Raw genomic sequence first — 23678 nt, 5'->3', positions numbered from 1 at the left:
AAAACGAAATAATCATTCGTTTTTTTTGAAAATTATGAAATTTACCAATCGGAAATTGAGATATTTCACCAGTTTAAAGAAACGAATTTCACTATCACTAGTAGGAGAATTATCTAAAGAGAGTCGAAAAAACAATGATGAAAAACTGTGCTCTTAGGATCCTAAAGGACAAAAAATGTTTAGCTTTCTAAAGCAGAAGGAGCCCCGACAATTTTGCCGAGGCTTCCTTCTTTGATTTATTTGATTTTATAAACTTCCTTATATTTATTTTCAAGATATGCGATTAAGTATTGAACATTCAAGCCTTCCCCTGTTGTTTCTTTCAAAATCTCTAAAGGCTTTTTTGTTTTTCCGTATTTATGGATCTTTTCATTTAGCCATTTCCTGATTGGAGCAATATCACCGGATTCCAGCAGTCCATCAAAATCAGGCAAATCTTTAAGCATCGACTGCTTGATTTGCGCTGCATACATATATCCCAATGCGTAAGAAGGGAAATAACCAAAGCTGCCATCTGCCCAGTGTACATCTTGTAATACACCCAAAGCGTCATTTTCTGGTACTATCCCCAAATACTCCTTATATTTTGCATTCCAGACTTCCGGTAAATCCTTCACTTCAAGTTCTCCATTAAAGAGGGCCTTTTCCAGTTCATACCGAATCATAATATGTAAAGGATAAGTAAGTTCATCTGCTTCTATACGGATGAACGATGGTTTTGATTCGTTAATGCCCCGGTAAAACTCATCCAAAGTCACATCATTGAATTGTTCGGGAGCATTTTCTTTTAAAAGGTTGAATTTATTTTTCCAGAAGCTATAGTTCCGACCGATGAAATTTTCAAAAAACAATGATTGTGATTCATGGATTCCCATCGATGTCCCATCATCTAGTAGTGTTCCGGTTAATTCCTCAGCGATATTCTGCTCATAAATGGCATGTCCGCATTCATGAATCGTACCAAAGATTGCCCCTCTAAAATCATTTTCATCATAACGGGTCGTGACACGGACATCGCCCCTATTTATTCCAGTTGCAAATGGGTGAACTGTTTCATCCAGCCTGCCAGCCTTGAAATCGTATCCTAGTTGATTTAAAACCTCAAGATTGAGTTGATGTTGTTTTTCTTTTGGGAATTTATTATAAAGGAACGCTGTTTCAGGTTTGTGTTCGCTATTAGCAATTTGTTTTACCAGAGGAACTATACTCGCCCTCAGTTCACTGAATACCTTATCGAGTATCTCTACCGTCATGCCTGGTTCATACATATCTAGAAGGGTATTATATTTCTGACCTTCGTACCCCCAATACTCTACGAACTTACGGGTATAAGCAACAACCTGCTCTAGATACGGTTGAAATAATGAAAAATCCGCTTTTTCCCTTGCCTCTTCCCATGCACTTTCAGAGCGGGATTGTAAAATGACGAATTCTTTAAATTCGTCAGCAGGGATTTTCTTATTCCTTTCGAATTCTTTTTTACACTCTTGAACCATCATATTCGTCGTTTCACTAAGAGAAGCTTCCTTCATTGTAAGTTCTGTAATGAAAGATTCCATTTCCTTACTTGTGATCATATTAAATACTTCAGAGGAAAGCACCCCGATTACTTCTGAACGTTGTTCAACGCCCTTTTTCGGTGAACCTGTACGCAAATCCCAAAAAATTAAAGCGAGAGCTTCATTATAAGCAGAGATTTTCTTGACATACTCTTTAAATTCTTTTTCTATCAAATCTGTACCCTTTTTATTCATATTCACTGCTCCTTCCAAACTTCACTTTACCATATTATACAAAAATCTTTCACTTCAGAACTACCCCATATAATAAATTAAATAAGAGCCAAGGGAAGATTTCCCTTGGCTCACAAATTAAATGTATTAAAGCGTTACAGGGAGAATGGTAACAATCTTCTCTTTGACCTGTTCCGAAAGATCCTTTTCTATCAAAATCTGTACGGTTCCCGAATCATTGCTTGTTCTTATCAAACGCCCTATTCCCTGACGCAAACGAAGGAGCATGTATGGAAGATCCACTTCTTCAAATGCATTGGTAACCGAGTTACGTTTCGCCTCGAACACCGGATCACGTGGTGGGAATGGAAGGGAGTGTATCACTACATTTTGTAATGAAGGTCCTGGGACATCAAGCCCTTCCCATAAATGATAGGAGAAAAGTACAGATTGCTCATCTTCTTGAAACTTCTTAACAAGCTCGCTGATTTCCGCTTCTCCTTCAAAATAAAAGGGATAGGATGATATTGGGCAGTTTTCTTTGAACCAATGCAATTCCTCTTTTGATTGGAATAACACAAGCGTTCGACCTTCATTTTCCTCAATTGTCTTCATTGTATATTGAAGTTTTGCCAATTGGTCTCCATTTTCAAAGACCGGCATGTTCATTTTCATGACTTCATCATAGTCAAATGGTGATTCAACAGAGAAGCTGTCATACTTTTCTATCCCTAAGCTATCCGCAATGTACTGGAAAGATTTATTATCCGATAATGTTGCCGATGAAAAAATGTAAGGGATTTTTTTAGAGAATACCTGTTCAGACAAAATGTCTTGTACAAGCCTTGGCATAATGACCAATGTTTTGGTCATTTCATTTTCTTCAAACCAGGAAACGGCCTGTTCATCCTTCACAAATAGTGAAAGAGAGTACCCGAGCTGTTCTAAATATTCTTCCGTCACCTTTAAATCGTAGTCATTGATCGTGTACATTTCCGCTTCGAAAACAAGGTTCTCCTCTAACTCTTCAACCTTTTTATGAAGCTTTTGTGCAAAGCTTGTTATTTGTTTGGACATCGGGATTTCATAGCGATTAGATCCGCTGACATGTATGGCTTTTTCGTCCAATAAATCAAAAAACTCTTCATTAATATCAATTAGGTCTTCAATGATATATAACGTTTCTTCACGAACCTGATTGGCTGTAAGCAACTCTAAAACAGAAGCAAGAGTTTGTTCACCCACTTTATAGGTTAACGCTTTTTGAGCAGCAAATTCCAATAGATGACCTTCATCAAAGACAACGCAGCTATGTTCAGGCAATAACGGTAATTGCCCTTCACGCTTACGTTTTTCTTTAGTCCATACATGCTCCATGAAGAAGTCATGTGAACAAATGATCAAATCGCTTGATTTCCGATAGTGGTCCCGTGATAGGGTTTGTCCACAACGATGTCGTTTATCACAAGTAAAGCAGTTTTGAAGCTGATCCCAGCCCACTTTAGACCAGTCTTCATCATTCAAATATGGATACTGTTTACGGTCACCATATGCAGTATAGGCATTCATCGATGAATTATCATGAACGAACTTCGGAAGTTCATCATAGAGCTGATCTATTCCCTCAGAATCTTCATGATTCACTGCGTGTTCCAGCTTCTTAAGACATACATATTGATCGTGATATTTGGCAAGACGAACATCCACTTCAATACCTAATGCATTCTTAATTTTTTGAATGTCGCCTTCTTCTTTTACAAGCTGTTCAATCAGCGTTTCATCTGCACACGAAATAATGGCCGGTTTATTCGTATATCTCGCATAACAAATCGCATATAGTAAATAAACCAACGTCTTACCGGTCCCTACACCAGCTTCAGCAAAGCTTACATTCTTTTCTTTAAAGGCTTTTTCTAACTGAAAAGCCATAAAGATTTGTTCGTCACGCAGTTCAAATCCTTTTTCGGGAAGAATATCGTAAAAGACATCTCCGATCCATTCTGAAAGCTTATCATAAAAAGAATCTTCCTTTGTTACCGAAAAAGGCAGTGTTTTAAGCATCATGGTCTCCCCTTTTATCTATCATCAGTATATCGAATCCGTATCAAAATATATCTAGGCAAAAGTATATTATCCTTTATTTCACTTTAATAGTCAAGGTATTTTCCATTCTACCAGATATTCTATGTATGTTGCTTGTTCAAATCCGTAAAATAAAAGACAGGCTCCACAAGAGAGCCTGTCTGTAAATAATATAGGGTTGAATTAAGCTTTGTTTACGTTTGATGCTTGTGGTCCACGTTGACCTTGTTCTACATCAAATGTAACATCTTGGCCTTCTTCAAGTGTTTTGAAACCTTCGCCTTGGATTGCTGAGAAATGTACGAATACGTCATCTCCGCCTTCACGTTCGATGAATCCAAAACCTTTTTCTGCGTTAAACCATTTTACTTTACCTTGTTCCATTTTTGTTGCCTCCTAGTGTGTTCGCCACACATTATATTACTATCCTTGCTCATTGAATATTAAGGTATTCCTTAAATCTGAACAAAAATAATTCATTATTAGAATAACAGAAAAGGAAATGATAAGCAAGACTGGAACCTATTATGAATAAAATGTCCTGACTATTCATAATTTTCCGTTATATTCTACCTACTCATTCACCTCTGGGCTGTCTCGGCGGCCTTTTTCCCCAATACTGATAAAGGTCAGCACGGATGAAACCATTGAACAGCTTCCTTTTTTTCGTTGCGGGCTTACCGTAATGCTGTTCAAAGTCAGGGTTGGAGGTAATCATGTATACAGACCAAGTATCAAGCTTCTTAAAGGCTTGGCCCATTTCTCTATACATCTGTTCTACCGCTTTTTGCTCCCCAAGACGTTCTCCATAAGGCGGATTGCCGACAATGACGCCATATTCTTTCCTAGTCGAGATATCCCTCACCTGCATTTGTTTGAATTCAATCAGATCACCGAGACCTGCTTCAATACCATTTGCTTTGGATATATCAACCATTCGATGGTCAATGTCACAACCGGTTATGTCCAAATACTGATCATAATCAGCTAAATCTTCAGCTTCAATCCTCGCTTCATCCCAAACCTTACTGTCCATCCATGACCACGTTTCGGAAACAAATTCCCTGTTAAAGCCAGGTGCAATGTTCTGCCCGATTAAGGCAGCTTCGATAGGGATCGTTCCAGACCCACAAAATGGATCTATGAAAGGTTTATCAGGTTTCCAATTGGTCAGCATAATCAAAGCCGCCGCCAATGTCTCTTTTAGTGGCGCTTCTCCCTGCCCTGTACGATATCCTCGTTTATGTAAACCTGCACCTGAAGTGTCCATCGTAAGTGTCACTACATCTTTTAAGATGGATACTTCAATTTTAAACAACGGACCCGTCTCAGCAAACCAAGATACTTGTTTATATTTGCTTTTCAATCTATCAACAATTGCCTTTTTCACGATAGCCTGACAGTCAGGGACACTGTAAAGCTGTGACTTAACCGACTTACCACTTACAGGGAACTCGACATCAGCCGATAAGTAATCTTCCCAATTCAAGGCCTTAGTCTTTTCAAACAGCTCATCAAAAGAATATGCTTTAAATTCACCTACTTTAATTTTCACCCTATCTGCACTCCGCAGCCATAAATTAGAGCGAGCAATGGCAGATTGGTCACCTTTATACATGATTTTACCATTTTCAACTTCACAATCGTAACCAAGATCCCTAACTTCCTTCGCAACGATCGATTCCAATCCCATTGCGGATGTTGCGATAATATCGAATTGTTTCATTAGTCTTGCACCTTCTTCCCATTAATCCAAATCAATTGCACCTTCTCTAATTCACACATATTAGAAATAGGTATCGATTTTTGACAAGTAAACCCCTTCTTTTAAAAAGTCTACCTTCCATTTACTTTTGCTTAGAATTCTTCATTGATTCCTGTCTAAATGTCTTAGGCCTGTAATGATTGCATTTTTTTAAAACCGGGTCATCCAACAGTCTAAATAAACTTTACTCATTTTTCTATGTATCCAAACGCTGCGAAGGTTTAGGAGTGAAATATCCAAAACAGTTATTCACAGCTCATTATGTATACCTTTAAAACACGCTTCCCATTCATTAACTGTAACATTTGAGGTCATGCTTTCATATCCAGACATTCAATCCCTCCAACATTTATAGGATACCCAGAATGAAGGAATTGCTTAACATTCTCACGTTTTTTTTAAAATGTAATGGTTGACATGAAAATTCTGCCCTTACACTTTGAATTAGAAATCATCCGAATGGGATTTAAATCTCATCAAGTCCTTAGTGTAACACAGCAGGGTTTTAGAAAACGATAAATGATTTGGAATGCCCCACTTTTTTCATTTTTTCACAAACAAAAACTCTCCTTTTAAAAGGAGAGTTGTGCTTTTGGTAGAATATGATAACGTTTTGTAAGCCATGTTTTGTTCCTCAGTACTGCAAGCGACTCGCGTCTCGTACTTCGGTGGTAATCATCTATCTACAGAAGCATAGCTTCTGTCCTTCTCCTCGTTCATTTCCAAGGAAGAAAGCGCCCCTACCATTAATTTGGGTTTCTCGCTCGTGGGGTTTACCTCGTTCCACCCCTTACATTTCTGTAAAGGCTACGTCACTGTGGCACTTTTATAGGTATTCATGCCATATCCAAAAGGACTTAGGCATTTTCCCAGCCGTCAGCAATCAAAGACTGCTGCCCAAGCTTATTTTTTCGCCAGGCACGAACACTACGGACATCTCAGTCCGTGCGAGCATGGACTTTCCTCTACTGCAAAAAATGCAGCAGCAATTACCCAAACGTTAACATAACATTATTGATTATACTTCATTCTTCATGAAAACACAATACCAAAATCATTTTCCCTTTTTAAAAGCAACACCTTAGTCAAACAGCTTGTTTCCAAAAACGTGCTTCTCCAAGTTGGATAATCGTTTAAGGATGTCAAAGTTAGTTGTTCCCGGAGTGGCACCGGGAGCAGGTTGACTTGGACGCTTTGTACTCTCTTCGGCCTGTTTTTTCAATTTAAGATTTTCTTGTTTAAGATCTTCAATCTCCTGATGAAACACTTCATAATCTTTCATGATAAGATCCAGGAATTGATCCACATCTTCTGGTTTATAACCTCGCATGGCTGTTTTAAAATCTTTTTCAAGAATATCTTTAGCCGTTAATTTTATCTTATCGGATAGCATAAGACTTCACCTCAATACTTTCGCCAATACAATCGACTTTTTATTATTTTTTCAAATCTACTTGGGTTTGTCAACGAAACACTTTTTTTATGCTTATTGTTTCAGTGCCGCTATGTACTCCCATGAATCTCTATCTAAATTTCATCATAATATGAATATGCTTTGGAAACAACTTTTAATCGATAATTATTTTCTATCTGTCATTCGGACCAGCTGCTTTCTTCAGCAGCCATTTGCAGGTCATCAAAGTTAATCTGAAAGATGGGATATGGTTGTGTTTCCGCTTTTTTCATCGCTTCGTAATATGGATATTTGGCTGATCCTTCTTTTTCGGCTTCAAAAATGATGAGCATGGCATCACTTTTATGGACCATATATTTATTTTTGGTTTTTAGTTGTTGTGGCCCTTCGTATGGCTTATTGAAAATGGACTCTACAAAATCGGCACGAGCCAATATGGACCGGTAATAATCTTGGTTCGTCTCGTTCCATGACTCTTCCTGATTCAGAAATGGAGTAAGCACCCCTAATTTAAGCTGATTATATTCTTCCTTCAATTCAAACACCACTTCGGCACCCCATAATTCCGTACCCAATTGGCCTGATATAATCACCCATTCCAGTTCATCTTCCACCAATGGTAAAAGACGTTGCTTCATCGCTTTCTTAATATATTTTACAGCTTCATGGTCATTTTTGAATATCCCGAATTCAAAAGCCTTGTAGCCCGTCATATACAAAACCTTCATTACTTGGCCAATCTCCCTTTTAACATAATTATGTAAGAAAATAAGGGCTTGATAAGCCCTTATTTTTTAATATCCGAAATGTCTAGGCGGACAGCATGGGTTTTGCGGCGGCCTTCCACAAATCAAGTGTTGATTATAGCACTCATTCACCACGGATTGAGTATGCGGGAAGAAATGCTTAAATGTGTTCACTTGTTTATTCACATTTGTAGTATGTGATGGATGAACGACAGGAATCACTGTGTTCGATACATTCGTATTGACAAATTGCTGTGTTGGAGAAACTTGCGCTGGGGCAACTTGAGATGGAGATGTTTGTGTTGGACCATATTGCGCTGGAGACACAGCCGTTGGCATTTGACCATATTGCGCTGGAGACACAGCCGTTGGCATTTGACCAGTATACGCTCCCATTACATTATTGTGGTGTTTACCGGTTGACGCTCCCATTACATTATTGTGGTGTTTACCGGTTGATGCTCCCATTACTCCTGGTGCATTACCGTATGCTCCCATTACATTGTTGGATGCTCCCATTACATTGGGGTTATTTCCTCCACAATTACGAAAATACATATATAATACGTCCCCTTTCATCATGATAAGTTTAGTCTTACCATTACAGACTATGAAAAAAACGGGAGACGTGTACTGATGAAATGACCTATTTATACAGAATAAGTATAAAACCATTTATGTCAGTCAATAAGTACACTAAATTATATTTGGTAAACCCTTCAAATGCACTGAGGGTAATTTTCTATAAAAAGGAATATAAACTGTCTTTTAATGATGTAAATAAAACAATCGTTAAACAAAGTACTACAAAAAATAGAAATAAAGTCGTTTTATACATTTCTCCGCTCCGCTTTCACCTTAAATTTATACTGGAAAGGAATGAAATGAATGCTTGAAAATTTCACCCTCAACTCTTTCCATTTTACACATAATAGTTGAAGGCTACAATATTTGTATCTACATTTTTTTTTTTTTGCCTTTCGCACTAAAAGACCATTCGAAATCCCTTATCTTATACAAAAATATCCTTAGATAACTCTTTCTTTTCAAGCCGTCGGATCCTCTTTTCCAATTCCAATTGTTTTTTCCCCGGAATCAGGCCACTTTCTTCCCTTATCATCTCTTGATGCGCGATTAAAGAACATTTTAGAGCAAAGGCGACGTCCTTAAATTGATGTTCATATAATTTTGCACATTCAATCTGTGCCTGTATCCGTAATTGTACATTCCCTTTTACGGCAACTTCCTTCCAAATTTCCAGCGCTTCATTGAATTGTTTTTCCTTCTTTTTCTGAAAGGCTAAAGCATGGCCAGCAATGATTCGATCTTCCTCATTTCCTGCTGTCAATATTTTTTCATATGTCTCAACCGATTCCTCTTTTTTCCCTAGATATGCAAGCCACCGTGCAATTTCCATGGAATCTTCCGTATAACCATCGATTTGGAGAATTTTCCGGGACAAATGAATATACAAAGAGATCAGTGATAAAATATCCAATTCATTATGTTTCATGATTCCAAACAAAATTTCCGGGTTCTTTCTCTCAACAAAATCAAAATAAATCATCGGTGCCAAATATCCAGGAATATCATCCTCTCTATGTACTTCGAGAATGTCTGTTTCGACTACAGATAATTTCACACGTTCCAATTTGTTTCTCCAAAGCCTTCTTGAAGCATGATACAAATCGAAATGTCCGAATTCCGGGAGTTTTGGAACATGTTCTTTTATCAAGGTATGTCTTGTTTTTAGCTGAGGCCAATCAAAAGACTTACCATTATATGTGACAAGCGTTTCGTAATTAATTTTTTCCAGAAAGCTTTGGTAAAGCGGTATTTCACTGCCGGGCTGGGGCAGGATATGTTGTTTCACGACCACTTCTTCGCCTTCTAAATAGGCATAACCAAGTAAAAAAATGGTATTACCTGCACCACCGCCAAGCCCTGTTGTTTCCGTATCGAAGAAAAAAAGGTCCTCACTATTCACACCTCTAGCGGAAAGGGGATGCTCCAATGAAGTTTGATTCCATTCGTTTACGATTTTTTTCAATTCAGAAAAGGCATATAATCCATGTTTATGATTTAAAGGATAGCGGACCTCCCTAATGAAACAATAGTCATCATCGAAATGATAGGGTACGGTATCGTTCTCCAGCCATTTTTCAAGAAAAGGAATATCTTCATTCACAATCCCGATATTTTCCTCCACCGGAGAAGGATGATCCACTTTCTCTAGGTTCATATGCGTTTTCATACGGTTCAATTTATTTTTTAATGACATAAACTACACCTCTCTTCCCTAATTCCCGCTCCCTATGATCGTTTTTCCTGACAAAATTGACCCAATAACTGTTTTGCGTCACTCTTGGCCGTTTTCGTAGCGGATTCCGTTCCTATACAGGAAGGACAGCCGTTATCACAAGAACAATTTTCGATCATTGATATGGTTTCAAGTAGAATGATCTCAGAGTTTTCATATACTTTATCACTTAACCCAATGCCTCCTGGATAACTATCATAGATAAAAATGGTTGGTTTTTCATTATGCGCGGCCTTAACCTGAGGATAAACATGGATATCATGTGGATCGCACATGACATATAGCGGAATCATGTAATTAAGCGCATGGGAAGCACCAATCATTCCTTGCTCGATCCGATTTTCGTCCCATTCAAATATATCAGGCTCCATGGAAAGCATGGCCGAACTCGTATGTAGTTCCACTTCTGGCAGACTGATTGGCCCTGATCCAATATTTTCATGCGTTTCAAATTTGATTTTTTTGAATATCGTAGGCATCGCCCGGATGGCGACATCGCCAAAAGCAGCTGTTGTGGAAGCGAAAGTGCGCTGTTTATCCACTTCCAATACAGACAACTGAACAGCTAGGTTTGCATCCGTATAATAGTCCACATTGACCTCACGTACGAATGCTTTCTTTTCTTCCCAATCCAGTTCTTCCACTTGAAATTGTATTCCCTGATGCAAATAAATGGCTTCATCGTGTAGAAGGGTCATTGCACTGAACGTATCCATCTCTCCAATTACCCGATTATTCGGGGCATTGGTTTGGTCAATGATCACGACATTTTCCTGTGCCGCAGAACGAAGACTGATATTGCTTGCGGGAAATGCATCGTTCATCCAATGCCATTTGTCCCCATTTTGGTGCAAAACCCTTTCTTCCGTAAGAAATTCCAGAACGTCCATAATCTCTGTTTTTCCGAAGGTATCGCCTTTTTTAAACGGCAGCTCATATGCGGCACATTTTACATGATCAACCATGATCAAAAGATTATCAGGATTGATTCTTGCCGTTTCTGGATTCCTGGTAAAGAAATAATCAGGGTGCTGTACGATATACTGATCAAGGGCACTAGAACTGCCGACCATGATGATAAGGGCTTCTCCATGCCTTCTACCTGCGCGGCCGGCCTGTTGCCAGGCACTCGATATCGATCCAGGATAACCTGTCATGATGCAAACCTGGAGCTGGCCAATATCGACCCCTAACTCAAGCGCATTCGTAGATATAACACCATAAATGGAGCCATCCCTTAGGCCCTGCTCAATTTCTCTACGCTGTGTTGGCAAATAGCCTCCACGATAACCTCTGATCGATTTCGGCCCCAATTGCTTTGACACAAGTTCCTGTAAATAGGTCAATAGAATTTCTACACGAACCCTGCTTCGAGCAAAAACGATCGTTTGAATTTTATTTTTCAAAAATTGATTTGCAAGCTTCCTGACCTCCAAAACGGCACTCCTTCGAATGTTTAACGGTTTGTTGACAATTGGCGGATTGTAAAACACAAAATGTTTTTTTCCACTCGGTGCCCCGTTATTATCGACAAGGACCATTTCTTTTTCCGTTAGCTCCATAGCCAGCTCTTTTGGGTTATTGATCGTAGCAGAAGTACAGACGAACACAGGGTCGCTTCCATAAAACTTGCAGATCCTCTTTAACCTTCTTATGACGTTTGCCGTATGACTTCCGAAAACACCGCGGTAAATATGGAGTTCATCGATGATCACATACTTCAAGTTTTCAAATAAAGAGACCCATTTTGTGTGATGCGGCAAGATTCCGGAATGAAGCATATCTGGATTGGTGATCACGATATGCCCAGCTTGGCGAATTTTTTGCCGGATGTTGGAAGGTGTGTCCCCATCATATGTATAACTATTTATCGCTGCATCCATTTCATGAATCATTTCGTTCAATTCGCTTTTTTGATCATAACTCAGCGCTTTTGTCGGAAAAATATATAGCGCTCTTGTTTTTTCATCTTCAAGTATTTTTTGAAGGACCGGCAAATTATAGCATAATGTTTTACCAGAGGCCGTTGGAGTGACTGCTACAAGGCTATTGCCACTCACAGCTGCATCAAATGCAGTTGCCTGATGGGTATACAACCCAGTTATCCCTCGTTTTTCGAGGGCCTGCTTGATCTTATCATTCATTCGATCGGGAAATGGAACGTGTTTTGCCTCTTTTGCTTCAATTACCTGCCAATGTACGATATTATCATTAAAATCCTCATTGGTTTTTAAATCATTGATGACCTCTTGTAAATTTTTTCGCAGTTTCATATAACCACCTCATACTTCCTATTCTACCGAATGAACGTTCTATGCAAAAGGGAAACTATTTCCTTTCCCAAAAAAAAAGCAGGAAACGGCGACACATCGTTTCCTGCTCAGTCTTTTTTAGTTCATTCATTTGACAAAGCGAATGATTTCTTCGGCTAGTCTGCTTGGAGCTTCCAGCATTCCCATATGGCCGCTTCCTTCAAGGATTACTTCTTTAATATGACTTCCTTTAACAGAAAAGGTTTTTTCAGCTGGTATTACCTTATCTTGTTCACCTGCAACCAATAAAACCGGAAGCTTCGTATCTCTGAGTACATGATTTCTATCAGTCCTGTTCCTCATGGCATTCAAAGATCCGATTGCACCACTTTCACTTGTTTTATAACCGATTTCCTTTGTATGTTCAATGTGGGGATCATCTGAATTAGCAAAAAGCTTTGGTACAAGTCCGTCAATGAAAGCAGGAATTCCATCATTTTTAATTTTCTCGACGGATTTTAATCGACCTTCCTTACCTGCTTCATCGTCCGGCAAAGCAGTTGAATGAACGAGTGAAAAACCAGACAATTTCCCAGGAAACCTTTCTGCGAACGCCAAGGTGATGTACCCTCCGAGCGAATGGCCAAACATATAAACCTGATCGATTTCCCTATCTTCCAAGAATGATGCGATATCCGCAGCCATATCTTCAATCGAAAAAGATGCCCCTATTGCCTCACTTGCACCATGGCCTCGCAAATCAACGGCAACGACACGATATTCATCTTTAACTTTAGCGATGATGTCACTCCAATATTCATGACTTCCGCAAAATCCATGGATAAACAACAACGTTTTAGTTCCTTTCCCGTTATCTATGTAGGAAAGCTTGCTATTTTCAGTCATAATATCCCTCATTTCCTATACTATTCTTTCCATAACGTTATTCCCTATATGTCCATATCTAAAACCCATCCGTGCATTCACAAATCTTCAGTCCCCACATAGCCTATAGGCAAAGGAATTTTTAGGAAGGAGCACCGAGATGACCTCTTCTGAAAAAAATAATAATCAGGACCGAATAGAACCCTTTACCCATTTTATTAATAAAATGGATCGACTGTTTTCCGAAAGGCCTCCAAAAGGCATGCTGCAATCTCTAGACGATTTCTTCAGTTCGACTAAAGAACGTAGCTTTCCGGTTGATATTCATGAAACGAATTCAGAATATATCCTTAAAGCTACCTTGCCCGGAATTGCACGCAGCCAAATATCAATTGATGTGCTGACTCAAGCTGTAACGATAACGGCAAAGCGTGATAGGCGACACAAACAACTTAAGACTCAAGGAATGTTTCAAAAGGAAGTTTCTGTAGGTAACATAACACGAACCATTTCCTTTCCAAAACCGATTGATGAAGCAAAAGTAACCGCACGGCATCGCGATGGCATCCTTACGCTTCACCTACCAAAAATTAAAGGAAATCGAATTGAGATCAATTGAGCAATTTTAAAAGCAGACTTAATAAAGTGGCTGGGTCACTTGTAAGTCTGCTTTTACTTTATTCACCATCTATACTTTGAAGAAGCCCCCTACTCCTTTGACCATCGAAGACACTTGAGAAACTGTATTCATCATTTGTCCAGCTGTATTCATCATCTTCGTTATATCCATTGATCCATCCTGTGTTTTGAATTGATTCATGACCGATTTGATCCCTGATGGCTGCGGTTTTTGCATGAACTGTTGCTTTGGATAAGGATTATATGCCTGCTGTTGACTTTGCGGTGGTCGTTTAGCAGGCTGTAACGGGTTATCAAACGGGCTGAAAGCTTGCGGCTGAGGCTGCGGTTGCTGATTGGACTGCATTGGCTGCATTTGCGGATATTGAGGCATTGGCTGCATTACACTGTTGCCCGGAAAAGTTCCCACAGGCATCGCCTGCTGCGGAACTGGTTGGAAGGGGTGATAGGCCGCCTGCTGATAAGGATCATGATATGGCGTCATATAGCCCCCTGTATTCTGGGGATGATATGGATACATAAATGGTTCATAAAGTTGATTATTCTGTTGAGGCATTGGCTGCTGGTGCCCTCCCCAATATTCCGGCATTGATTGAGGATACTGTCCTTGATTTGGGGAGACTTGGTTAAAACCGGATCTCATCATATTCAATGAGCCCTCCTCTTTTTTCATTACATGGTTCTGATAATATATGAAAAAAGAGGAAATAAAGTGTAGGTGTTTTTTATGATAAAATCCGATCGATTTCCGCTTTTACATTATTAAGGATATATTCAACCGATTGGACATGACTTTTAAATCGCTTGTAACTGGTTTTTGGAAAAAATGCCTGAACGGCTACATCAGAAAGGTTATGAGCGGTTTGTTCGATTTGCTCGGGGAAAAGATGCTTAAACTCCGTTACTTTCATCCACTCCTTCATTCCAATTTCCCATTCGATGCATACGGACCTGACCTTATCTGCAAACGGCTTAACTTCTGAGAAGAAATCCTTTTCTTTTCCTTCCTCGCGTACACCTTCATAGATTTCATCCGCTTGGGATGTATATTGTATTAATTGTTCCGTTAATAGCTGTAGTTTTTCTTTTTGCAAAATATATTCCTCCGTACATTTGTTTCCCTTATTATAATCCAGTTTTTTATAAAAGGATATCCAGTCGGCTTATACCTGAGCAGTCAAAACATTGTGCGTTCTAATTGATTTCTCCGGAACGAATGAGAAGGAATGGTTTTCACCTTCAGTATTCACCCAATATTCCTCGGCTTTCTCAATGGCTTCCTGGGCATCATTCACTAATGTATATTGCTCTGCCCATAGCTTGCACCGAACTGTATTAACAGTTTCACCATATGAAATTTCCAAACGATCCAGGCTGGTACTGATCTCAGCTATCATCCTCAATATTTCCTCTGTTGCGACACTTTTATTGACCATGCTGATCCCTCCCCATTCTTTACCTGTACTATTCTTTTTTTTATCGGAAAGCCCTTCAAGGCTGACAAAACTAGAAGGGAATCGGCAAAGAAAGTGCAATTCACTTAATTTATTATGCCCTTCGACAACAATGGCAGAATGAAGAATGGAGTTTTAAACAAAAATACAGACAGGAGGTGATTTTATGCAGTCGAATGAAAGCAAAGAGCAAGGATACGAAAAACGACAAAAGCCGCCCACTAAGAAGGCAGGAACGGGGAACCCAAAACTTGATGGAGAAAACCGCCCCTCAACGTAAAACTTAAATACGTGCATCATTAACAGGGAAGGCTTAAACGAGGCCTTCCTTGTTTTTCTTTTCAAAAAAGTAAATTTTTGATCAGTACGACTTTGTGCAATTGTTTTTGTTTATGGTCAAACCAATCAGTCATTTGCGGGTCTTCTTCCCATCGGGGTTCAATAAACCAATCATTTTTTATCCTTTTATTCTCATCCCATTGTACCGTATCTCCTGCTTGATGATGAATCAATGGATAAACTCTCCGGAGCATAGGGGTTTCATGGTACCTAGGCTTTTTTCGATATTGTTCATAATCATATCTGGCTCCAGTTGGCTCAGTCCGGCAGGAAAATTCATAAAAGAGCGGAAACAACTCTTTAGAAAATAAAAGACCAGCCAATCTTTTCCCCAATTTAATCCTTTCATCGATGTTTCTAAAATGAGAAACGGACGAACCATACAGTCTTCCATTGCAGGTAGGAAAAAATACAGTGCTAAAGTGCATCCAGTCCTGCAGGAAAAATAATAAAGAATGGAAAACGAAAGATTGCTTTTTAATGACCGGTTTTTCAATGATATTTTGTTCATTTATTATAAGCGCAGTGACTAGTTTTTCGCGATTTCCGTGTTTCCAAAAAGAATTCCATTCCTCCATCATGAATTTAGTAATAAAAAAATAATGACCTAAGTGAAACAAAGGACGTCTATACTTCGTCGAATAATGATAGAGAAGTAATTGCGGATAAGCATCTTGGAATATTCTCCAATTGGCTTCTTCATATGTTAGGAATAAGTGATGCCTGTATTTAAGGCTAAGCAACTGGGAGAACCAAATACCTTCAAGGTCACACATATTCCAACCTGCATTCCTTGAAACCATTCCTGCCAAAAAAGACCATTGTATTTCAGGATGCGTCTTGAAAAATTGTTCATATGCCTTAGTTCTTGATATATTATCCCTATTCCCTTTCGCCGTTTGGGCTTTTATCGAAAGAAGCAATTGCTTTTCTGTTTGGAACATTCGCATATATGGGTCATCCGCCTTTCTTTAGCGATGAATTGTGACATATAGTTGTACATAAATCCTATCGTTCTAAGAAACAATTCTTTTTATTCACATATGGGATTCTTTTTTTGCTAATATAGATAAGTGAAAAAAAGGAGGGGTAAAAGTGGCATTTCATTATCCCAACGGGCGAAGATTTGTACCGCAGGCTATGGAAGAAAAGGAAGGCCCACTAAAAAAAGTCAGTTATAGCAATCGGGGAAAAACATTGGAAGACGATTTGAACGAAACCAATCAATATTATTTAGCACACGGCATTGCCGTCATTCATAAAAAACCGACACCTATTCAAATTGTCGATGTCCACTACCCGAAGAGAAGTGCCGCAGTCATTAAAGAAGCCTACTTCAAACAAGCATCGACCACTGATTACAACGGTGTTTATAAAGGAAAGTACATTGATTTTGAGGCAAAGGAAACGAAAAACAGCAGTTCCTTCCCTCTGAAGAATTTTCATGACCATCAAATTGAACATATGAAACAGATCGTTCAGCATGACGGACTTGCATTTGTCATCATCCGCTTTTCCGTCATGGATGATATATATTTGATGAGTTCTGAACAACTGAATTATTATTGGAAGAGAATGAAAGACGGCGGGCGCAAATCTATAACTCTTCAAGAGGTTGAAAGCAGTTCACGAAAGATTACTCTTGGCTTTCAACCGAGAATTGACTATATTAAAGTAGTAGATTCGCTCATCTCAGAAAATTTTTAGTTTTTTTAGAAAGGCAGGTTAGCTGTAATGGCTGAAAAATATAATACTAGAGAAGAGCGCCGAAAGCAGGGGCAGACACAAAATAAAGGACCGAAGAAAGGTCCTAAGAAGCCGGCCAATATGCTTAAGCGCATTTTCCTTATACTCGTAACAATCGGAATAATTGGCTTGGTTGCCGGAGGAGCTGCAATGGCTTACTTTATAAGCGACGCTCCAAAACTTGATGAAAAGCTTTTGAAAGATCCCGTCACATCCAAAATACTCGATGAAAATGGTAAATTGCTAGCTGAAGTCGGCACAGAAAACCGGGATTATGTGAATTATGAAGACATACCTGATCTTGTCGAAGAGGCATTCCTGGCAACGGAAGATTCCCGTTTTTATGAACATCACGGGGTGGACTTATTACGTCTGGGCAGTGCCGTCATAGCCAACGTCAAAAACGGATTCGGCTCAGAGGGTGCAAGTACATTGACCCAGCAGGTTATCAAACGTTCTTATCTAACACCTGATAAGACCATTAAAAGGAAAGTGCAGGAAATGTGGCTTTCCATACAGCTAGAAAGAAAATATACAAAAGAAGAAATTTTCGAAATGTATGTGAATAAGATTTTCTTCGCAAACCGTGCTAACGGGGTCTTAACTGCTTCCCGGACATATTATGGAAAAGATCTAAACGAATTGAAATTAAACGAAGCGGCCATGCTTGTAGGATTACCGCAAAGCCCAAGCCGTTATGACCCTTATAAATATCCTGAACGTGCAAAAGAACGCCGTGACATTGTCCTACATTTAATGAATAAACATGGATATATCACCGAAAAGGAAATGAAAGATGCACAAAGCATCGATATAACAGAAGGACTTCAAGAAATCGATAAGAGCCAAATCGATACGACTGCTTATGATGCATTCATCGATTTGGTAATTGAAGAAGTCGGAGATATGGGGGACTATAACGTCTTTACCGATGGTTTGGAAATCCAAACGACTATTGATAAGGATGCCCAAGAATATGTCTATAAAATGTTGAACAGTGATGAAATCATCAATTACCCAAGTGAAGATCTTCAAGCTGGAGTCACCTTACTTGACACGCAATCTGGTGAAATTAAAGCTGTCGGCGGCGGCAGGAACACTACGGTTAAACGCGGCTGGAATTATGCCACGGATGCCAAGCGTTCACCTGGTTCGACCATTAAGCCAATTTTGGATTATGGTCCTGCTGTAGAATATTTAAATTGGTCCACTTACCAACAGATTAAAGACGAGGAATATAGGTATAGTAATGGAACACCGCTTAAAAATGCTTCAGGGCGCCATTATGGCACAGTTACCATTCGTGAAGCACTAGCACGGTCATTGAATATTCCAGCTTTAAAAACGCTTCAAGAGGTAGGTCTGGACAGGGCGCGTGATTTTGCCGTTGACCTTGGCATTCCTTTTGAAAAGGAAATCACCGAATCAGCTGCATTGGGCGGCGGTAAGGATGTTTCTACACTAGAACTTGCCGGTGCTTACAGTGCATTCGGAAACAATGGTATCTATAATGAACCGCATAGTGTTAAAAAGATTGTTTTACGTGACAAAACAACCATCAAAAACAAGACGGAATCGAAACCAGTCATGAAAGATTCCACAGCTTTCATCGTGACCGACATGTTGAAAAGCGTCTTGAATGAAAGTTATGGAACAGGAAGATTAGCGAACATACCTAGTCTGCCTATAGCCGGTAAAACTGGTTCAACCAATTTCACGCCAGAACAGCGTGCAGCAAACAACATCCCATCTTCCGGTGTAAAAGATAGCTGGATGGCAGGTTATACAACCAATTATACAGTCGCGATATGGGCTGGTTATGATAATGCAGCAGGTAAAAAGATGGAGTATCTTGGCGATTCATCTCAACGGATTCCTAAATCGATCTTTAAGAGTTTGATGGAACATATGGCTCAGTCAAAAGCAACGAAAGACTTTGATCAACCGGACAGTGTTGTAAAGGTTGGAGTCATAAAAGGTTCGAATCCGGCTGTTAAAGCCAATGAATACACACCAAGCAGTAAAATCACTTATGAATATTATGTAAAGGGTCACGAGCCAACACAAGTGACTACAGAATATGAGAAAATCGACAAACCTAGCATTAACGCTTCTTACAATCAAGAAAGTAATGAAATCAATCTATCATGGTCATATCCTAAAGGTGATGGAGATACAAAATTCGAAGTTCTGATGTCCGTTGATGGCGGCGGTCAGAGTGTGTTAAAAAAATCGAAGGATACTAGTTTAACGATCCCAAATCCAAACCCTGGAAGTAAATATACCTTCTCTGTGGTTGCCTTAGTGGATGGCCAACAAAGTGATCCGGCTAGTACATCTGTGGAAATCCCTGCTCAAGTGGAAGACCCTGAGGCTACAGACGACAATATTGAAGATCCGGCAGAAGGCGATGATCCGGCCGAAGAGACTCCTGCTGAAGGCGAAAAAGGCAATAAAGATGAAGACAAAAATAACAATGGCAACAATGGGAATGGAAACACTGATAACAATGGAAATGGAAACAACCCTGACGATGGAAAAGGCAATAAGGGCGATGAGAATGCTGAAGACGGGGGTGCCGTCACTGACCCTGGAACGGTAGAGGAAGAAAAACCAGGTGAAACTCCTGACCCTGACCCTAACCCTGCCCCTGATCCAGAAAAAGATAAAGACAAGGATAAAGAAAACAAAGATTGACTAAAAAAACGTCTAAGCTTTTAGCTTAGACGTTTTTTTTGCTGTTCTTATTTTTGATCAAGTACTTCGCATATTGTTTTTCAAACTCCTGGAACAACTCACTAAGCTGTCTATAGGAATGGAAAAAAGCAGGTCTTGCAATTATGAAAGAAAGCCTTTCAGCCAGGTTTACCGGAATATCTTTCAAGGATTCAATTTGTCGCTGCAAAGAGCTCAATATCACTGGCCTTCCATGCATCCAGAAGACTGCAGTTAAAAATAAACTGATGCCCTGTTTCATAAGTCCCGAAGTCTGATTCACTTTTCGTTCAGAAAATAACGAGCTGCATTCAGAATCAATTTCCTTCCACTTGTCCAGTAGTTCCTTTACATGTTCCGCTCCCTTTGTCCAAGGGGCATACGACTCTACATTATTATAATAAAGTAACTCATATGGAAATGACTCGAATGGGATTGATCCACTCCATCTTTTATAGTGCTCATTCTCCAAGATGGTTTCCTTTTCAGGGAAAAACAAAAGATGCTCTAATTCTGCAGGCACTTTCAAGGATATGAACTGCGTCACTTTGCCTCTTTCCTTTTCATTCTTTTTTGCCCCTCACGGCATAATTCGAGAAGCGGGCAGGTTTCACATTTCGGTGACTGGGCCTTGCAATGATAGCGTCCAAAGAATATGAGACGGTGATGCGAAACTGACCATTCATCCTTTGGGATTTTAGTCATTAACGTTTTCTCAACTTCTAGGACACTATCCTTCCAACGGCATATACCCAGACGCTTGGAAACACGCTCTACGTGAGTATCAACAGCTATAGCAGGCACACCATACGCAACGGATACGACTACATTCGCCGTCTTTCTGCCAACACCAGGCAAATTAACGAGCTCATCACGATCCCTGGGAACCACCTTACCGTATTCTTCGATCAGCATTCGTGACAACTTTTGAATATTTTTGGCCTTATTACGAAACAAACCGATTGAGCGAATGTCATTTTCCAACTCTTCTATCGGTACGCTTATGTAATCCTCAGGCGTTTTATATTTTTGAAACAAATCCTTAGTGACTTTATTGACTAGTACATCCGTACATTGAGCTGACAGTGCAACAGCAATCACCAATTCAAATGGATTGGAGTGATTCAGCTCACAATGGGCATCCGGATACATTTCACCTATTGTATCCAGACAATATCGAATTTGAGCTTTATTCAACATATTTGTTCTCCTTCAATTTACATTACTGCTCAAGCCAATTATAAAAGGGCACATCTTTCAATGGTTGTGCAGTTTCTGTCTTTCTGTCCCTTTTTTGATGGACTCTAAATTTTTGTCCTTGCGCCCTTGCCTGTTCCAAGGTTTTTATTCCATTCTTTTTCCACTCGAATAAAATACGATCAATGTAACGGAAGTTCAATTTTCCGGAAATGACTGACTCCCTAAGAGCTGACTTAATGATTTCAGGTTGGTGATCATCCTCCATCCACATTGCCAATGTCTCACATTCAAATGGAGATAAGGGGCGGCCGAACTCCTTCTCAAAAATCGTATAAAGGCTCTCCCCAGCTTTTTGCACCTCAGCTGATTCTGCCTGTTTCAACGTTTTCAAGAAACAGTCCATCATTTTTTCATATAGGGGATCAAGGGAATATTTTTCCTGACCGATTTCTTGGTTCCCTTCAACCACCATTTCCACAAATCCCCTTTGAATCAAACGCTGGATTAAGAATAGACATTCCGTTTCCTGTAATGTCATTCGGTCAGAAAGTTGGGATGGTGCAGGAAAATGATTGCCTTTATCGATAAAGCTTTGCAATTGTAATAATAGGACCATTTCTTGTTCGTTTAGTCCCATTGTCTTATAGTTAGTCAACAAAAAGGATGGAATCGTTATCGTTCCTTCCTTAAACCACGCATATAAATGTTCTTTATTCATGTTTTTGGACACCTCTAATTAAGTATAACATGAATATGGCTCTCCGAATAAGCTTATAATTTTAACAAAAAACGGTTATCTGCCAAATATGACAAGATAACCGTTTCATTACGAGATCAAGGATATAATCGATTTAATAGACGTGGGAATGGAATGGTTTCACGTACATGTTCAACTCCGCTGATCCAAGCCACCGTACGTTCCAACCCCAAACCGAAGCCTGAATGCGGTACAGAACCGTATTTTCTTAATTCCATATACCATTTGTAAGCTTCTTCGCTCAAGCCATGCTCATTGATTCTTTGTTCAAGCAATTCCTGATCATGAATCCGCTCTGAACCGCCAATTATTTCCCCATACCCTTCTGGAGCGATCAAATCGGCACAAAGAACGACTTCTCCCCTCTCAGGGTCTGGCTGCATATAGAAAGGTTTGATATTGGTTGGATAATGAGTGATGAAAACTGGTTTATCAAAACTTTCAGCTATTGCAGTTTCGTGCGGCGCTCCAAAATCATCACCCCATTGGATATCTTCAAAACCCTGTTCATGAAGGAACTTTATGGCTTCATCATATGTAATCCGTGGGAAAGGAGCTTTAATTTGTTCAAGCTTTGTTGTGTCACGGCCTAGTGTATTCAACTCAAGCTGACAGTTTTTCAATACAGATTGAATTATGGAGGTAACGAATTGTTCCTGAACCTCGAGATTCTCTTTAAATTCGATGAAGGCCATTTCTGGTTCAATCATCCAGAACTCGATTAAATGTCGTCTTGTTTTGGATTTTTCTGCCCGGAAAGTAGGACCAAAAGAAAATACCTTCCCTAGTGCCATGGCTGCCGCTTCCATATAGAGCTGACCACTTTGTGATAGGTATGCATCCTCATCAAAGTATTTAGTCGCGAACAATTCACTTGTTCCCTCTGGAGCGCTTCCAGTTAAAATTGGCGGATCGACTTTAACGAACCCTTCTTCATTAAAGAATTCATATGTAGCACGGATGATTTCATTCCGGATTTTCATGACAGCATGCTGACGTTTTGAACGCAGCCACAGGTGACGGTTATCCATTAAGAATTCAGGACCATGTGCTTTAGGTGTAATGGGATAATCCGATGATTCATGAATGATTTCAATATCTTTCACTTGTAATTCAAAACCGAACGGAGAGCGTTCATCCTTTTGTATGACACCTGTAATATACAAGGACGTCTCTTGCGAAACCGATTTCGCACGAGCGAAAATTTCTTCACCAACCTCGGCTTTCACGACCACTCCTTGAATGAAACCAGAGCCATCACGGATTTGAAGGAAAGCAATTTTCCCACTGGAACGTTTGCTTGCAAGCCAGCCTCCAATGGTAACTTCTTGACCGACGAATTTGCTAGCATCTTTTATTGTAATTTTCACGGAATTTCCCTCCAAAAATAGCTTAACTTACTATCGAATTTACTCTACTTATTATACCCATAGCCCTCCCTACAAGCAAATAAATCACTTGAAGTGGAAGTCTGCATGCCTTTTATCTTTCTCTTTTTTTTGATTTAAATAAGCTTATTCGCCGCATTGCATGATAGATTACATATTTACTAACGAATTTGCTTATATGGGACCGCCCATGCTGTAAGATGCATAACGTTATATGTATATAAATTTGACATTGTAGCTTTA

General features: G+C 39.5%; 21 protein-coding genes and 1 other RNA gene. 3 read left to right on the top strand and 19 right to left on the bottom strand.

All coding sequences use genetic code 11. From position 1 onward, the window contains the following. Positions 1-236: 236 nt before the first annotated feature. The 11 genes from LQ203_RS07890 to LQ203_RS07840 form a co-directional block, all read right to left on the bottom strand. A complete protein-coding gene (locus LQ203_RS07890) occupies positions 237-1754 on the bottom strand; it encodes a carboxypeptidase M32 (RefSeq protein WP_230157028.1) in 1518 nt (505 codons plus the stop codon). A 126-nt stretch (positions 1755-1880) separates the two neighbouring features. Then, the gene (locus tag LQ203_RS07885; protein WP_230157027.1) at positions 1881-3794 is read right to left on the bottom strand and encodes an ATP-dependent DNA helicase; all 1914 of its coding nucleotides are present in this window, start codon (positions 3792-3794) and stop codon (positions 1881-1883) included. 204 nt (positions 3795-3998) lie between these two features. Beyond that, the gene (locus tag LQ203_RS07880) at positions 3999-4199 is read right to left on the bottom strand and encodes a cold-shock protein (protein WP_034307871.1); all 201 of its coding nucleotides are present in this window, start codon (positions 4197-4199) and stop codon (positions 3999-4001) included. A 193-nt stretch (positions 4200-4392) separates the two neighbouring features. Next, complete coding sequence (locus LQ203_RS07875) at positions 4393-5541, bottom strand: class I SAM-dependent RNA methyltransferase (protein ID WP_230157026.1); 1149 nt, start codon at positions 5539-5541, stop codon at positions 4393-4395. 650 nt (positions 5542-6191) lie between these two features. Further along, positions 6192-6581: RNase P RNA component class B (rnpB, locus tag LQ203_RS07870), an RNA gene on the bottom strand. An 80-nt stretch (positions 6582-6661) separates the two neighbouring features. Beyond that, a complete protein-coding gene (gpsB, locus tag LQ203_RS07865) occupies positions 6662-6973 on the bottom strand; it encodes a cell division regulator GpsB (protein ID WP_230157025.1) in 312 nt (103 codons plus the stop codon). 200 nt (positions 6974-7173) lie between these two features. After that, positions 7174-7722 carry a DUF1273 domain-containing protein gene (locus LQ203_RS07860; protein ID WP_230157024.1) on the bottom strand — a complete coding sequence of 183 codons (549 nt, stop codon included), beginning with the start codon at positions 7720-7722 and terminating at the stop codon, positions 7174-7176. A gap of 66 nt (positions 7723-7788) precedes the next feature. Further along, positions 7789-8298 (bottom strand): CotD family spore coat protein, encoded by a 510-nt coding sequence (locus LQ203_RS07855; protein ID WP_230157023.1) that lies wholly within the window; start codon positions 8296-8298, stop codon positions 7789-7791. A gap of 454 nt (positions 8299-8752) precedes the next feature. Further along, the gene (locus LQ203_RS07850; RefSeq protein ID WP_230157022.1) at positions 8753-10021 is read right to left on the bottom strand and encodes a ribonuclease H-like domain-containing protein; all 1269 of its coding nucleotides are present in this window, start codon (positions 10019-10021) and stop codon (positions 8753-8755) included. A gap of 32 nt (positions 10022-10053) precedes the next feature. Then, positions 10054-12333, bottom strand: a complete 2280-nt coding sequence (locus LQ203_RS07845; RefSeq protein ID WP_230157021.1) for a DEAD/DEAH box helicase — start codon at positions 12331-12333, stop codon at positions 10054-10056. Between the two features lie 126 nt (positions 12334-12459). After that, entirely contained in the window at positions 12460-13218 is a 759-nt protein-coding gene (locus LQ203_RS07840; protein WP_230157020.1) for an alpha/beta hydrolase, read from the bottom strand. A 139-nt stretch (positions 13219-13357) separates the two neighbouring features. On the opposite strand from LQ203_RS07840, the gene LQ203_RS07835 reads away from it, so the two are divergent. After that, a complete protein-coding gene (locus LQ203_RS07835; RefSeq protein WP_230157019.1) occupies positions 13358-13816 on the top strand; it encodes an Hsp20/alpha crystallin family protein in 459 nt (152 codons plus the stop codon). A 69-nt stretch (positions 13817-13885) separates the two neighbouring features. Here LQ203_RS07835 and LQ203_RS07830 read toward each other — a convergent pair whose 3' ends face one another. The 4 genes from LQ203_RS07830 to LQ203_RS07815 all read right to left on the bottom strand — a co-directional run bounded on the left by LQ203_RS07830 (position 13886) and on the right by LQ203_RS07815 (position 16579). Then, positions 13886-14482, bottom strand: coding sequence for a YppG family protein (locus tag LQ203_RS07830; RefSeq protein ID WP_230157096.1), 597 nt, complete (start codon positions 14480-14482; stop codon positions 13886-13888). A 79-nt stretch (positions 14483-14561) separates the two neighbouring features. Beyond that, positions 14562-14930 carry a YppE family protein gene (locus tag LQ203_RS07825; protein ID WP_230157018.1) on the bottom strand — a complete coding sequence of 123 codons (369 nt, stop codon included), beginning with the start codon at positions 14928-14930 and terminating at the stop codon, positions 14562-14564. A 69-nt stretch (positions 14931-14999) separates the two neighbouring features. After that, positions 15000-15272 carry a hypothetical protein gene (locus tag LQ203_RS07820; protein ID WP_230157017.1) on the bottom strand — a complete coding sequence of 91 codons (273 nt, stop codon included), beginning with the start codon at positions 15270-15272 and terminating at the stop codon, positions 15000-15002. A 359-nt stretch (positions 15273-15631) separates the two neighbouring features. After that, complete coding sequence (locus LQ203_RS07815; RefSeq protein WP_230157016.1) at positions 15632-16579, bottom strand: DUF2515 family protein; 948 nt, start codon at positions 16577-16579, stop codon at positions 15632-15634. Positions 16580-16724: 145 nt separating this feature from the next. Here LQ203_RS07815 and recU point away from each other — a divergent pair, with 145 nt between their 5' ends. Together recU and LQ203_RS07805 are read left to right on the top strand one after the other, a co-directional pair. Then, positions 16725-17336 (top strand): Holliday junction resolvase RecU, encoded by a 612-nt coding sequence (gene recU, locus LQ203_RS07810; RefSeq protein WP_230157015.1) that lies wholly within the window; start codon positions 16725-16727, stop codon positions 17334-17336. Between the two features lie 27 nt (positions 17337-17363). Next, a complete protein-coding gene (locus LQ203_RS07805; protein ID WP_230157014.1) occupies positions 17364-20072 on the top strand; it encodes a penicillin-binding protein 1A in 2709 nt (902 codons plus the stop codon). A 25-nt stretch (positions 20073-20097) separates the two neighbouring features. On the opposite strand, the gene LQ203_RS07800 is transcribed toward LQ203_RS07805, so the two are convergent. From LQ203_RS07800 to asnS, 4 genes are all read right to left on the bottom strand, one after another. Then, a complete protein-coding gene (locus tag LQ203_RS07800) occupies positions 20098-20637 on the bottom strand; it encodes a YpoC family protein (RefSeq protein WP_230157013.1) in 540 nt (179 codons plus the stop codon). After that, positions 20634-21290 (bottom strand): endonuclease III, encoded by a 657-nt coding sequence (nth, locus tag LQ203_RS07795; RefSeq protein ID WP_230157012.1) that lies wholly within the window; start codon positions 21288-21290, stop codon positions 20634-20636. The genes LQ203_RS07800 and nth overlap by 4 nt, the downstream gene beginning before the upstream one ends. A gap of 22 nt (positions 21291-21312) precedes the next feature. Next, positions 21313-22008: a DnaD domain-containing protein gene (locus tag LQ203_RS07790; protein ID WP_230157011.1), complete on the bottom strand. Its 696-nt coding sequence runs from the start codon at positions 22006-22008 to the stop codon at positions 21313-21315. A gap of 116 nt (positions 22009-22124) precedes the next feature. Then, positions 22125-23417 (bottom strand): asparagine--tRNA ligase, encoded by a 1293-nt coding sequence (asnS, locus tag LQ203_RS07785; protein ID WP_230157010.1) that lies wholly within the window; start codon positions 23415-23417, stop codon positions 22125-22127. Positions 23418-23678: the final 261 nt, after the last annotated feature.

The sequence above is a fragment of the Peribacillus sp. Bi96 genome (assembly GCF_918698115.1).
Lineage (GTDB): Bacteria > Bacillota > Bacilli > Bacillales > DSM-1321 > Peribacillus.
Note: the sequence above shows the minus strand (reverse complement) of the source record. Positions and strands in the feature narration are given on the sequence as shown.

Excerpts from the sequence above, each read along its gene's own strand:
- LQ203_RS07885 (WP_230157027.1), bottom strand. The coding sequence starts at position 3,794 with ATGCTTAAAACACTGCCTTTTTCGGTAACAAAGGAAGATTCTTTTTAT.
- LQ203_RS07840 (WP_230157020.1), bottom strand. The coding sequence starts at position 13,218 with ATGACTGAAAATAGCAAGCTTTCCTACATAGATAACGGGAAAGGAACT.
- LQ203_RS07815 (WP_230157016.1), bottom strand. The coding sequence starts at position 16,579 with ATGCGAATGTTCCAAACAGAAAAGCAATTGCTTCTTTCGATAAAAGCC.
- LQ203_RS07860 (WP_230157024.1), bottom strand. The coding sequence starts at position 7,722 with ATGAAGGTTTTGTATATGACGGGCTACAAGGCTTTTGAATTCGGGATA.
- LQ203_RS07875 (WP_230157026.1), bottom strand. The coding sequence starts at position 5,541 with ATGAAACAATTCGATATTATCGCAACATCCGCAATGGGATTGGAATCG.
- LQ203_RS07880 (WP_034307871.1), bottom strand. The coding sequence starts at position 4,199 with ATGGAACAAGGTAAAGTAAAATGGTTTAACGCAGAAAAAGGTTTTGGA.
- LQ203_RS07890 (WP_230157028.1), bottom strand. The coding sequence starts at position 1,754 with ATGAATAAAAAGGGTACAGATTTGATAGAAAAAGAATTTAAAGAGTAT.
- LQ203_RS07830 (WP_230157096.1), bottom strand. The coding sequence starts at position 14,482 with ATGATGAGATCCGGTTTTAACCAAGTCTCCCCAAATCAAGGACAGTAT.
- LQ203_RS07820 (WP_230157017.1), bottom strand. The coding sequence starts at position 15,272 with ATGGTCAATAAAAGTGTCGCAACAGAGGAAATATTGAGGATGATAGCT.
- gpsB (WP_230157025.1), bottom strand. The coding sequence starts at position 6,973 with ATGCTATCCGATAAGATAAAATTAACGGCTAAAGATATTCTTGAAAAA.
- nth (WP_230157012.1), bottom strand. The coding sequence starts at position 21,290 with ATGTTGAATAAAGCTCAAATTCGATATTGTCTGGATACAATAGGTGAA.
- LQ203_RS07790 (WP_230157011.1), bottom strand. The coding sequence starts at position 22,008 with ATGAATAAAGAACATTTATATGCGTGGTTTAAGGAAGGAACGATAACG.
- LQ203_RS07855 (WP_230157023.1), bottom strand. The coding sequence starts at position 8,298 with ATGTATTTTCGTAATTGTGGAGGAAATAACCCCAATGTAATGGGAGCA.
- LQ203_RS07845 (WP_230157021.1), bottom strand. The coding sequence starts at position 12,333 with ATGAAACTGCGAAAAAATTTACAAGAGGTCATCAATGATTTAAAAACC.
- LQ203_RS07805 (WP_230157014.1), top strand. The coding sequence starts at position 17,364 with ATGGCTGAAAAATATAATACTAGAGAAGAGCGCCGAAAGCAGGGGCAG.
- LQ203_RS07835 (WP_230157019.1), top strand. The coding sequence starts at position 13,358 with ATGACCTCTTCTGAAAAAAATAATAATCAGGACCGAATAGAACCCTTT.
- LQ203_RS07850 (WP_230157022.1), bottom strand. The coding sequence starts at position 10,021 with ATGTCATTAAAAAATAAATTGAACCGTATGAAAACGCATATGAACCTA.